General features: G+C 41.1%; 15 protein-coding genes, 1 other RNA gene and 2 pseudogenes. 13 read left to right on the top strand and 5 right to left on the bottom strand.

Annotated elements, in window-relative coordinates:
* Window positions 1–60: 60 nt before the first annotated feature.
* The 5 genes and pseudogenes from ssrA to ACEW8F_RS10480 all read left to right on the top strand — a co-directional run bounded on the left by ssrA (window position 61) and on the right by ACEW8F_RS10480 (window position 2,336).
* Window positions 61–416, top strand: a transfer-messenger RNA (tmRNA) gene (gene ssrA, locus ACEW8F_RS10500).
* 292 nt (window positions 417–708) lie between these two features.
* Complete coding sequence (locus ACEW8F_RS10495; RefSeq protein WP_373483421.1) at window positions 709–987, top strand: type II toxin-antitoxin system RelB/DinJ family antitoxin; 279 nt, start codon at window positions 709–711, stop codon at window positions 985–987.
* Window positions 984–1,259 carry a type II toxin-antitoxin system YafQ family toxin gene (locus tag ACEW8F_RS10490; protein ID WP_373483420.1) on the top strand — a complete coding sequence of 92 codons (276 nt, stop codon included), beginning with the start codon at window positions 984–986 and terminating at the stop codon, window positions 1,257–1,259. The genes ACEW8F_RS10495 and ACEW8F_RS10490 overlap by 4 nt, the downstream gene beginning before the upstream one ends.
* Before the next feature lie 324 nt (window positions 1,260–1,583).
* Window positions 1,584–1,817, top strand: a pseudogene (locus tag ACEW8F_RS10485) (recombinase zinc beta ribbon domain-containing protein); the annotation flags it as partial.
* A 72-nt stretch (window positions 1,818–1,889) separates the two neighbouring features.
* On the top strand, window positions 1,890–2,336 hold the full coding sequence (locus tag ACEW8F_RS10480; protein ID WP_373483419.1) for a hypothetical protein: 447 nt from the start codon (window positions 1,890–1,892) through the stop codon (window positions 2,334–2,336).
* A 202-nt stretch (window positions 2,337–2,538) separates the two neighbouring features.
* On the opposite strand, the gene ACEW8F_RS10475 is transcribed toward ACEW8F_RS10480, so the two are convergent.
* The 4 genes and pseudogenes from ACEW8F_RS10475 to ACEW8F_RS10460 form a co-directional block, all read right to left on the bottom strand.
* Window positions 2,539–2,796: a Mu transposase C-terminal domain-containing protein gene (locus ACEW8F_RS10475; protein ID WP_373483418.1), complete on the bottom strand. Its 258-nt coding sequence runs from the start codon at window positions 2,794–2,796 to the stop codon at window positions 2,539–2,541.
* A gap of 6 nt (window positions 2,797–2,802) precedes the next feature.
* Window positions 2,803–3,195, bottom strand: a pseudogene (locus tag ACEW8F_RS10470) (DUF6431 domain-containing protein); the annotation flags it as partial.
* 118 nt (window positions 3,196–3,313) lie between these two features.
* Window positions 3,314–3,460, bottom strand: a complete 147-nt coding sequence (locus ACEW8F_RS10465; protein ID WP_373483417.1) for a hypothetical protein — start codon at window positions 3,458–3,460, stop codon at window positions 3,314–3,316.
* A gap of 4 nt (window positions 3,461–3,464) precedes the next feature.
* The gene (locus tag ACEW8F_RS10460; protein ID WP_373483416.1) at window positions 3,465–4,700 is read right to left on the bottom strand and encodes a glycosyltransferase; all 1,236 of its coding nucleotides are present in this window, start codon (window positions 4,698–4,700) and stop codon (window positions 3,465–3,467) included.
* A gap of 118 nt (window positions 4,701–4,818) precedes the next feature.
* Between ACEW8F_RS10460 and ACEW8F_RS10455 the strand changes: the two genes are divergently transcribed.
* The 8 genes from ACEW8F_RS10455 (at window position 4,819) to ACEW8F_RS10420 (ending at window position 9,462) form a co-directional block, all read left to right on the top strand.
* Entirely contained in the window at window positions 4,819–5,385 is a 567-nt protein-coding gene (locus ACEW8F_RS10455) for a TetR/AcrR family transcriptional regulator (RefSeq protein ID WP_373483415.1), read from the top strand.
* A 221-nt stretch (window positions 5,386–5,606) separates the two neighbouring features.
* On the top strand, window positions 5,607–6,062 hold the full coding sequence (locus ACEW8F_RS10450) for a MarR family winged helix-turn-helix transcriptional regulator (protein WP_373483414.1): 456 nt from the start codon (window positions 5,607–5,609) through the stop codon (window positions 6,060–6,062).
* Complete coding sequence (locus ACEW8F_RS10445; protein ID WP_373483413.1) at window positions 6,063–6,995, top strand: 4Fe-4S binding protein; 933 nt, start codon at window positions 6,063–6,065, stop codon at window positions 6,993–6,995.
* 401 nt (window positions 6,996–7,396) lie between these two features.
* Window positions 7,397–7,822: a MarR family winged helix-turn-helix transcriptional regulator gene (locus ACEW8F_RS10440; RefSeq protein ID WP_373483412.1), complete on the top strand. Its 426-nt coding sequence runs from the start codon at window positions 7,397–7,399 to the stop codon at window positions 7,820–7,822.
* Entirely contained in the window at window positions 7,819–8,688 is an 870-nt protein-coding gene (locus ACEW8F_RS10435; RefSeq protein WP_373483411.1) for an NmrA family NAD(P)-binding protein, read from the top strand. The genes ACEW8F_RS10440 and ACEW8F_RS10435 overlap by 4 nt, the downstream gene beginning before the upstream one ends.
* Window positions 8,689–8,806: 118 nt before the next feature.
* A complete protein-coding gene (locus ACEW8F_RS10430; protein WP_373483410.1) occupies window positions 8,807–9,016 on the top strand; it encodes a hypothetical protein in 210 nt (69 codons plus the stop codon).
* An 11-nt stretch (window positions 9,017–9,027) separates the two neighbouring features.
* Window positions 9,028–9,201: a hypothetical protein gene (locus ACEW8F_RS10425; RefSeq protein ID WP_373483409.1), complete on the top strand. Its 174-nt coding sequence runs from the start codon at window positions 9,028–9,030 to the stop codon at window positions 9,199–9,201.
* 18 nt (window positions 9,202–9,219) lie between these two features.
* Entirely contained in the window at window positions 9,220–9,462 is a 243-nt protein-coding gene (locus ACEW8F_RS10420) for a hypothetical protein (protein WP_373483408.1), read from the top strand.
* Between the two features lie 37 nt (window positions 9,463–9,499).
* On the opposite strand, the gene ACEW8F_RS10415 is transcribed toward ACEW8F_RS10420, so the two are convergent.
* Window positions 9,500–10,081, bottom strand: coding sequence for a TetR/AcrR family transcriptional regulator (locus ACEW8F_RS10415; RefSeq protein ID WP_373483407.1), 582 nt, complete (start codon window positions 10,079–10,081; stop codon window positions 9,500–9,502).
* Between the last annotated feature and the right edge of the window lie 241 nt (window positions 10,082–10,322).

The following is a 10,322-nucleotide window of genomic DNA, read 5'->3' as shown; positions in this document are numbered from 1 at the left end:
CCGCTGATCCACGTCAATGGCAGGTGCAGCAAGCGGGATTCCCGCTTCATCAGTTCAAAAGGGGGCGTACTGGTTTCGACGTGGGTCATGAAATCATGGGTGCATGCCGAGCACGTCACGTCAGCTCGTTAAATCCTCGTGGCAAAAGACTTAGTCGCCAACGACAACGTCTACTCCTTGGCAGCCTGAGGGCGCCAACCCGGACCAGCTTCTGCTTGTGGTCGTTGTCATCCGGGTCACTATCACAAGATCGCACGCTGATCTGCCTCTGATCAGTAGTTAAAGGTAAAAGGCTCGGTGCTGTCGGAATCCTGCCATTCGGAGTCCGCCAATACGACAACAAATGAATGGATAAGCATGTAGATCGCATGACGTAAGGCTTGCGGACAGGGGTTCGACTCCCCTCGCCTCCACCAAATAAGAAAATAAAGCTCTGAAATGCCCACTATAAGGGGTGCTCAGAGCTTTTTTATTTGCCTTGGGATAGGCTTACCCATAATATTTCTCATGATACAATTTTTATTGGTTGATTACATCGAGTTTATCAATATGCGAGGGCGTGATCGATTGAAATATGGTATCAATACGATTAACCAGCAAGGAATCTTAAAGAAGCTTTTTCACATGTAATAGTTCGTATATAATGCGCACATTGAATTGACAATATGAGCATTTGGAACTATAATAATGGTAGATAAGGAGGTGCTCATGATGGCTACTAGTACAAATTTGAATATTCGTACCGATAAAGATATCAAAGAAGCGGCGGAGAAAATTTTTGGAGAGCTTGGTCTTAACATGACAACTGCAATCAATATTTTTCTTAGACAAGCAATCCGAGAAAATGGGATACCTTTTGAAATGAAACTATCCGTCCCAAATCAGGAAACAGTCACTGCAATTACCGAAGGTAGAAAACTGGCCAAAGATAGCAGTGTCAAAGGTTATTCCAATATGGATGATTTGCGAGCCGCGCTGGACGAATGAAATATGAAGTTAAATTTACTAATCAGTTTAAAAAGGATCTTAAGCTTGCCAAGAAACAAGGCAAAGATATTGAACGACTTTATGCTGTTATTGAAAAACTTGCCGATGAAGAACCCTTGGAACAAAAATATCGCGATCACGAATTAAGTGGTAACTTTAAAGGGTGTCGTGAATGCCATGTCGAACCCGATTGGCTTTTTATATATGAGGTAATGGATGATGTTTTAGTATTGATGCTCTATCGTGTAGGAAGTCATTCAACCTTATTTTAAGAAAAATTCGTTTGTTATCGATAAATTCAAAAAAGAATCTAATCTAACATCAAAAAGTCTTCATAGGGTTTCCTGTGAGGGCTTTTTAGTACCATAAAAGTGTAAGTGTTGAGCACATCATTAGTGCTATAACATAGGCACTTTTTTTAAAATAAGAGAAGTAATTAGCCTGACGTGGGTAGTCTTTTGGATTAAATCACATTCGTCGTTAAAACAGTCAACTACACTTGAGTATGAGCGTTCGACTCCCATCGCCTCCACCAAAAGACCTACACCGTCGATTTTCTCACCAAGAAAAAGAAATCCAACCAAGGGGAAGTTCCCCAATACTATGTTGAAAATAGCCACCCCGCTATCATTTCCCCAGAGGTCTATGATCTCGTTCAACATGAGCTGAAAAAAAGAAAGCAAGAAAAAGGCTATAAAACGAGTGGCAGCCCTTTCTCCGGAAAGATTGTCTGTGGTGAGTGCGGCGGTTTCTATGGCAGCAAGGTCTGGCATTCCACTAGCAAGTATCGCCGGGTGATTTGGCAATGCAATCATAAATTTGATCATGATAAAAAATGCCAAACACCCCATCTTTATGAAGAAGATTTAAAAAGGGCCTTTGTTGAGGGGTTTAATAAGCATATGGAAAATAAAGAAGAAATCGTTAGAAATTATGAGGCTGCAGTCAAGGTAATTTTTAACACGAAAGACCTCGAAAAGGAATTGCTAAAAAGCCAGCATGACTATCAACTGATTGTCAAAGAAATACAAATGTTAGTTGATGAAAATGCCAGTACCGCCCAGGATCAGAGCGCATACCAGAATGAGTATAATCTTCTGGTCGAAAAGTATGAGCATACAAAAAATAGAATGGTTGAGATCGAAGCCGAGATAAAGGATAAAACAGCGAGGCGATTGGAAATGAAAGATTTCATCAATCGTCTTAAAAATACAGAAGAACTACTGACGCAATTTGATGAAGCACATTTTCTGGCAACAATTGAGAAAATTATAGTTCAATCCGATTCAAAAAAACAAATAACTTTGGAATTTAAAGATCATACAAAGATTAAAAATATTGATATTTGAAATAGAAGGGAAATAAAAATGAAAAAAATGCGAATTAAGTACACGGGGGGAATGTTACGGGAAAAAGGGGTTTTGTCCATGGCGTAAAAGGTTTCAAACATGGGCGGATTCTTCCTTTTCCCGGGTGTGATAACGGATGGCACTGTGAATCGTTTCATTTCGTTCCTTGTTTTTAATGGCCGCAGCGGTGAGTAACCGAAATTCATTGGCCGGGACTGCGGTTATATAATCCGGGCGTTTGGGTTTTACCGGTGAATTCGCCGATCACCAGTTCTTTGGCGGTAAAGGATGTGTGGTTGTCGTGTTCAATGGTGACAAAACTTTTATCAGCTGGATCAAAGATGACATCCACCCGGTATCCCGTAAAGACTAGGCCAACCTCGTACTTTTTGCCGTCAAAGCTGATGCAGCCGGTCTTATCGACCTTGCGGCTCTCACAATGGAGAAAAGCATTGGCCATTTTTTCCTAGAGGGTGCTGCGTTTGATTTCTCCGGGAGAAACGATCCCTTCGAGTGCAGTGCCATGAGGACGAGACAGGTGCTCATGAGTCTTTAAATCCAGCCTTCTTTTGAGGGCAATGATGCTGTTCAGAAAATAGCTTTCCAGTTCCGAAAACCAGCACTGACAACGCAAAACAGTTGATTCATCCACGGCCACACAGCACATCTGCTGACGCAGGATCACCGCTTCTATCCAGCGGCTGGCATAGCGCTTGAATGGAACCAGAATATCTGGCAGTTCATGGTGGACTTTCCTGCAGCCCTGGCATTTGAGTCGCCGGATCACCAGGATCTGCTGATCACCGTTTTCGTCGATTACGCTTCTTTTTCGGCTGCCGTAGACTTTTAGATCATTCTCACAACAGGGACAATAACTTTTTCGGCACTCTTAATAAAAAACGCCTTTTTTCTTGTTTTCAATCACCTGATAATCGGTTATAATAACCATAGTTTTTTGGAATGCCATTAAGAGATGATTAGCCGGCGAAGCGTGCATCTTTTAGTGGCATTTTCCTTTCTCTCGATTTCTTATGGTCATTATATCCGTCAATCTCTGGACAGGCAAGTCCATCAGCTTTCGGGATTTTTGGGGTAGCTCTAACACAAATTGATTTTTTATTCATAAAGCTATCGCTCCAGATAATCCGCTATTATTTGGGCGCCATCCCGAGCACCATTTTCAGTCCCAATATTGTGGCCCAGATTTCGAGCATTCGTGATAAGCGTATCGGTTAGGGCATATTGAATCCCAGCCGCAAGCCTGTCAGCGGTTAAATGCTTACGGTAAATCGGCTTTGCGCCAACCCCGAGGTCATAGGATCGGTGAGCCCAGGCAAATTGGTCATTGGAAAATGGCACGATGATGCTTGGGATACCGGCTTTAAAGCCAGCGGCGGTGGTGCCGGCACCACCATGATGACAAACCAGGGAAACCCGATCAAACAGCCAGCTGTGGGGAATACTATTAATCGCCAGCAGGTTTTCCGGCAGGTTGTCAATCGCCCCCATACCAGAGATGATCCCGCGCTTGCCAGTCTGCTTTAGGGCCTTGATAATGATGGTGACGGTTTCATCCTGATGGGTGCTGTCAAAAGCGCTGCCAAAGCCGAAATAAACAGGCTTTTCCCCTTCGGCCAGGAAATCAGCCAATTCTTTGGCGGGGGTATAATCATCTTTTTCGGTCACAAACCAATAGCCATTCTGATGGATATCGGCGTTCCAGTCCTGGGGACGGGGAAAGACAAAATTACTGCAGGAGATGATGGCCGGATGAGCGTGATCGATTTTTTCAAAAGGGCTGCCAAAATCCTCGGGGAGTTTGCCATATTTTTTCTCGAAAAAAGCTTCAATACCGGTTTTTCCAGCCATCCACAGCATCCCCTGCAAGAGCTGATAACTTACTGCTTTGGGCATGATGGTTTTACCGTAGGCGATCAGTGAAGCTACTTCGGTGGTTTTGTGCATCGGAAACGGTGCCGCCAGGATCGCCTGAATACCGAGCTTGGCGCCGGCAAAATAACCAATCGTACAGCCCGGATGGTAAACAATCAGTTCACTGCCCTGACAGGCCGCAAACATTTCGGCGGTTAAGCCAAGCACATAGTTTTTCATTTTGTTAAAGGTCAAAATCATTTTCAGGGGATTATCCGATGATTGGGCATCCTGAAGTAATTTGGGGTCGATCTCGGCGGACTGATAATCAGCCGATAGTGGATAAAAATCAATGCCGTAGTTTTTGATAAAGTCTTCAAAACTTTTACCGCCGGCAATCTGCACCGTTTTTCCCAGCTTTTGCAGTTCCTGGGCAAGGGCAATATAGGGCTGAAAATCGCCCCGAGATCCCGAACAAAGGATTGTAATCATAGTAGTTCCTCCTTGAATCATCCAACATCCTGTTGTATGATTCAATTATAGATCCCGGCGGCCAGAGGATCAACCAACAATGTGGCTACATTTGTCGGATTTGAAAGGGAGAATGGATATGAATAAACGGACAGCGATAACGACACAGACAAAACAGAATCTCATCGATGCGTTTTGGTCCTTATATTGCGACATGAGAATTGAAAAAATTACCATTAAAGACATTACTAATAAAGCCGGCTATAACCGGGGGACATTCTATGAATATTTTAAAGACGTTTATGATGTTCTGGAACATATTGAAGACTCTTTAATCCCCAGCCTGGACGAGCTGCCACCAATTACAATCGGTTCGGAAATGCGAGGCATGCCTACGAACACCTTTCTTGAGCTTTATGAAAAGAACAGCAAATACTATGCCGTGTTGCTTGGCGACGGCGGCGACCCGGCTTTTGCAAGCAAACTCAAAAAGGCAATTAAACCAATAATAATCCAGGAATTCGCCAATAAACCAACGGTTAATCTACAAGAATTGGACTATGTTATCGAATATACCCTATCGGCGATGATTGGTATGATGAGTTACTGGTACCGGCAGACTGATAAACTGCCTTCGGATCAATTGCATGAATTGATCCGAAAATTAACGGAACAAGGCGTCACCAGACAATTGCCAGCGTTTTAAAAGGCAATGATCTGTGTCAGGATATTTTATACTCATTTACATAGGCGGACCCCGTGGGAAAGAAATGAGGAACATTTTCTAAAATAACAAAACGTAGTTGACCGGCATACTATTGTGCTATATAATTTGACCAAATAGTTTACCGGTAAACTAATCAAGAAATGGCTAACTATGATCAAATAAAAGCGGCCCATTAAAAAAAAGATCAGGAAGGTGCAAATATGGAAGCCATGGATTTTGGAAAGATGATTCGCGCCATTACGGCAAATACCAATAATTATATCGGCGCTATGATTGAAAAGTTTGGGATCAGGCAGGGGCAGTTAGAGTATTTTCTGCTGATCTACGGCAGCCTCGGCATTAATCAGAATCAATTAGCCAGGCTAAAATCGGTCGGCAAAGCCAGCGTGACCAAGGCTCTGAAAATTCTTGAAGATGATGGTTTTATCCGCAGAGTCTCCGATGATGTGGACAAGCGAAACACCCGGTGTTACATTACCGGAAAGGGCGAAATGATTGCCGATGATTTGCTTAAAATCAGAGCAGAAGCAGAAAAAGTCCTTTTTGACGGTTTTACCGAAGCGGGCAAAGCGGCCTTATATCAGCATCTTTTTCGATTACATCAGAATTCAGAGCAGTTGGGGGCTAATCCTCAGTGCGAGATTGGAGTTGACTAGATGAAATTTCCGATGCCCAGAGAGTATAAGTATATCAGACCCATCGATACGGTCTGGTATGGCAATCCGCAATTAAAAGAAGGACTATCAGTGCCTGAGATTACGATTAAATATGGCAGTTTATCCTCAAAAATAAAAACGATGCCGTCGTATGCTAAATGTTTGATCGGATCATTGAGCGAATTATCCAAATCGGTTAAAGCGATCAAGCGAAATCCCTATGCCTCAAATAAAACGGCGTCAGCAGAAGGATTGGCAGAAATAGAAGCAGTTGCACGAGCGCTGGGTATTTCGGGTATCGGCTATACCAAAGTCAAAGAAACCCATCTGTTTAAAGAATCAATTGTTTTGTTTAAATATGCTATGGTTTTCACCATGGAAATGAAAAAAACAGCGATTGAACAAGCACCGTCAAAAAGAACCATTCAAGAAATTTTTAGAACCTACTATGAACTTGGCCGGGCGGTTAATCTGATTTCTGATTTTTTAAGAGCAAAAGGGTTTAATGCTCAAGCCATCCCAGCGATCGGCAGTAATTTGAATCTTACGGTGCTGGCCAGGGATGCCGGACTGGGCGGCTTTGGTAAAAATGGGTTGCTGATCACACCTGATTATGGTCCCAGCGTACGACTGGCAGCAGTGTTAACCGACATCGAAAATCTTCCGGTTAACCAGGGATTAGATTATGATTGGCTACCAGATTTCTGTACCACATGTAATGCTTGCGTCAAAAAATGTCCGGCCCAGGCCATTTATGAAAAGCCAATGATCTGCAAAGATGGCAGTGAGCAGCATATTGACTACAAAAAGTGCGCCGTTCCGTTTTCAAAACAGCATGGCTGCACCGTGTGTATTAAAGAGTGTGCGTTTTTTAAATCAGACTATAAAAAAATTTCAGCTGCCTACATTAAAAAAGAAAAAGCAGCAAAATAAAAGCTTCCAGTTGGAAAAAAACCACGAAAACGAGTGCTTAGCAGCATAAACTTGTATTTCGTGGTTTTTTATTACTTGAATTTAGCCATGATTTTTGAATGAAAGCTGATTGGAAAAAGGCTATTCTTGCCCTAGCTCTATTGAGGATAAAAACCAATTACGAAGGAGCGTCGTATAAATTTCATCAGAAAGAGGATTAGCAGCTGTTAATCATAACGGACCGGATCATGTACCAGTGGACATGGTTTTGACTAATTAGTAAATAAAGAACGCTCTAAAATACAATCATCTCCCAAACAATCCAAGAAGAAAGGACGTTCACATGCTCATTAAAAATGATTGACAAAGCGAAAATATAATTGTATCATATAGTTAGGTAAGTTAACTATATGGAGGCGCAAATGAAAGCTGATCTTATAAATAGTGCGGATGTAATCGGGATTTTTTGCAGGTTGCATATGAACTCAAAGCGGGATCTTCCCATCAGACCTAGTGAAATGGGTATGTTGATATACGCACAAAAGCAAAGTTGTGCCGTGACTCCGCTGATGATCAGCCAATTTTTTAACATCTCCAAACCTTCGGTCAGTTCAATGGTCAAATCTTTAACGAAGCAAGGTTTTTTAATAAAGGAAAGCTCGATCGCTGATAAGCGAAGTTATACACTTGTGATAACCGAAAAAGGAAAGAATCTGGTTGAGTCGACGTTTATTGAGTATTTTAAAGCTGTTGAATTATTGAAAGAAAAAATGGGTGCGGAAAAGTTTGATCAATTAGTCGAATTGATGGAAATTGTAAATTGCATACTGGAAAAGGAAAATAGATGAAGATACTTGTTACCGGGGCCTCAGGAAATGTTGGCACTTATGTGGTAAAGGAACTATTAAAACAGGGAGAAGCGGTTGTTGCAGCAGGTACAAACAGACAAAAACTGGATCAGCTCTTTGGTAGCAATGTGACCACGGTGGCGTTTGATTTTACGCGACCGGAAACATACAAAAACGCATTGACTGACGTCGATAGAATTTTTTTAATGCGACCGCCACATCTTGGCAAACCAGAAGATTTATATCCATTTATTGAAGCAACTCAAAAATATCCAATCAAGTTAATCGCTTTTTTATCTTTAATGGGGATCGAGAAAAACACCATCCCACCACATTATAAGATTGAAAAATTTATTGAAAGTGTCGGAATCCCATTTGCCCATATCAGACCTGGTTTTTTTATGCAAAATATTTCCGGTATACATGCTTTGGAAATCAGCGACAAAGATATAATTTTTATCCCGGGAGGGAAAAGCAGAACGAGTTTTATTGATGCCGCTGATATCGGATTAGCCAGCGCAACAATCCTTCATGATCCCGATCAATTCAAAAATACGGCACACACAATCAGCGGACCGGAAGCGTTAGACTATTTCCAGGTGGCAGATGTGCTGAGTAAATTGACTAACCGAAAAATAACATACGTCAAACCAGGCCTGTTAAAATATCGAAATTACTATATCAAGAACCGAGGGCTTGATAAAAGCTATGTCAATGTTACGGTCATGTTGTATATCATGACCAGACTCGGTACGGCTAAAACAATCACCAATGAATTTTTTAAATTAACCGGAAAAAAACCTCGGACATTTGAAGATTTTGTAAGAGCTAATATTGGTGCTTTCATGAAAGGTAATGATGACTAAACGATAAGGATATTGCTTCTGAAATCAATTATGAGGAAGACGTTGGTGAAATGATCAGAACATTCGTATCAGCTGCGATCACAGCGGTTAATGCGGTGGGTGAGGCCGAGCAGTTTTTTTGGAGAATTGCGGGGAGTATCAGGAATATGCCCAAACCTACCTGGTGGCATTAGTTGAAGCACGGCGAAATGATGCAATCGAGCTTATTCTGATTGCGGTCAATAAGGAAAATGTCAGTATCGAAGACCTATATATTAAAATATTTACGAATGTCCTCTTGTACGGGAACAATGCAATAGTTAAAAAGGTGCTCAGTGTGAACAGTTAGCAGAAGTGATTATGGCGAGGTTGCGCCGTGAATATGGGAAGGCTGATCGAGGGACCTCCCTGGCTATGGGGATTATTGAAATTATGCCGGATGAACCTTACGACGATTTGATTGAATATCTAAAGTCCGCAGATGAGTTGATGTATAAAGAAAAAATGAAGATGAAAAAAAGTCTACGCGAATAAAAAATTAAAAAGCACTATTTGTTTTTATATCAAGTGGTCAATGAAAATAGCATTAAGCTAACTTCCTATGAGATCCCGGCTTATATTGAGCGGGAAGCATTTATTAATAAAAATAAGCAGTTGCAGATTGATTATCAGGATTTAGCGGTGTCGCTGCGATTTGAACCGTTAGCATTAATTGAATTAGATGGAGCGTTCTTCGGTAAAAATATCAGCCAATTTTCTGCCGATACACTGTTTAAATATGGTCAATTTGCGTAAATTGCGATAAAGCTCAACAAATACCAACTGGTTTACATCACTTTGTTTCAAAAAACTTGAATCCTTCAAAAATGATGATCTCAGTGAACTTTGCCATCTGTTCAGGAGATTCTTTCATCCCGGTATTTAACCACTGGATCATTATACCCATGCATCCAGAAAGAATATAAGAATAGAAGTATTCAATTTGCGGGGAAACTTTTGGGTGATATTTTTCCAGCCAGTGTTCAAAAAAATTTTCTTTAAACACCGCTTGCAAGCGATTTAGAAAAGCGAGATGACCAGGTTTACATAATAGTACATGGAGCATTTCATCATTTTCGGCAATAAAACGAAACGCATCAATGAGAAACGGGCGGGTATTAGATCTTTCGAAGATCGACGCATAACGATTAAGAAGCGTACAAAAATCTATAAAAATTTCATTCTCTATTTGATCCAGCATATCAAAAACATCCTTGTAGTGCAGATAAAAGGTTCCCCGGTTAATATCCACCAAATCCGATAATTCACTCACAGTTATTTTTTCAACACTTTTTTCAAGCAATAATTGAGCAAGACCGGTCTGCAGCTGTTGTTCGGTTTTTCGGATTCGACGATCAATTTTTTTTCTTCTCATTGCCCGATACTCCTTTCAAGAAAAGTTTTTTAACTGAAGTTAAAGAAGAGATTCTTTAAAACTAAGCACGTTTATTATATTAATAAAAGAGTGACTAATTTTGTGTTTGGTAAAATATTAGTTAAGCAAAAGGTCTCCAAAAAGTTGTGCACCCATTAAGGTGGTTTCGAAGCAAAGAGCCATTGTCAATACCGATCAAATGCGTTACCTTTAAAGATGTCCAGTCTCTAAGAAAGGTAAC

The sequence above is a fragment of the Acetobacterium sp. genome (assembly GCF_041752335.1).
In the GTDB taxonomy this organism is placed as follows: Bacteria; Bacillota; Clostridia; order Eubacteriales; family Eubacteriaceae; genus Acetobacterium.
Note: the sequence above shows the minus strand (reverse complement) of the source record. Positions and strands in the feature narration are given on the sequence as shown.

Coding starts and splice junctions, on each gene's coding strand:
- ACEW8F_RS10455 (WP_373483415.1), top strand. CDS start 4,819: ATGAATAAACGGACAGCGATAACGACACAGACAAAACAGAATCTCATC.
- ACEW8F_RS10415 (WP_373483407.1), bottom strand. CDS start 10,081: ATGAGAAGAAAAAAAATTGATCGTCGAATCCGAAAAACCGAACAACAG.
- ACEW8F_RS10440 (WP_373483412.1), top strand. CDS start 7,397: ATGAAAGCTGATCTTATAAATAGTGCGGATGTAATCGGGATTTTTTGC.
- ACEW8F_RS10460 (WP_373483416.1), bottom strand. CDS start 4,700: ATGATTACAATCCTTTGTTCGGGATCTCGGGGCGATTTTCAGCCCTAT.
- ACEW8F_RS10445 (WP_373483413.1), top strand. CDS start 6,063: ATGAAATTTCCGATGCCCAGAGAGTATAAGTATATCAGACCCATCGAT.
- ACEW8F_RS10480 (WP_373483419.1), top strand. CDS start 1,890: ATGGAAAATAAAGAAGAAATCGTTAGAAATTATGAGGCTGCAGTCAAG.
- ACEW8F_RS10465 (WP_373483417.1), bottom strand. CDS start 3,460: ATGAATAAAAAATCAATTTGTGTTAGAGCTACCCCAAAAATCCCGAAA.
- ACEW8F_RS10435 (WP_373483411.1), top strand. CDS start 7,819: ATGAAGATACTTGTTACCGGGGCCTCAGGAAATGTTGGCACTTATGTG.
- ACEW8F_RS10490 (WP_373483420.1), top strand. CDS start 984: ATGAAATATGAAGTTAAATTTACTAATCAGTTTAAAAAGGATCTTAAG.
- ACEW8F_RS10450 (WP_373483414.1), top strand. CDS start 5,607: ATGGAAGCCATGGATTTTGGAAAGATGATTCGCGCCATTACGGCAAAT.
- ACEW8F_RS10425 (WP_373483409.1), top strand. CDS start 9,028: ATGGCGAGGTTGCGCCGTGAATATGGGAAGGCTGATCGAGGGACCTCC.
- ACEW8F_RS10495 (WP_373483421.1), top strand. CDS start 709: ATGATGGCTACTAGTACAAATTTGAATATTCGTACCGATAAAGATATC.
- ACEW8F_RS10475 (WP_373483418.1), bottom strand. CDS start 2,796: ATGGCCAATGCTTTTCTCCATTGTGAGAGCCGCAAGGTCGATAAGACC.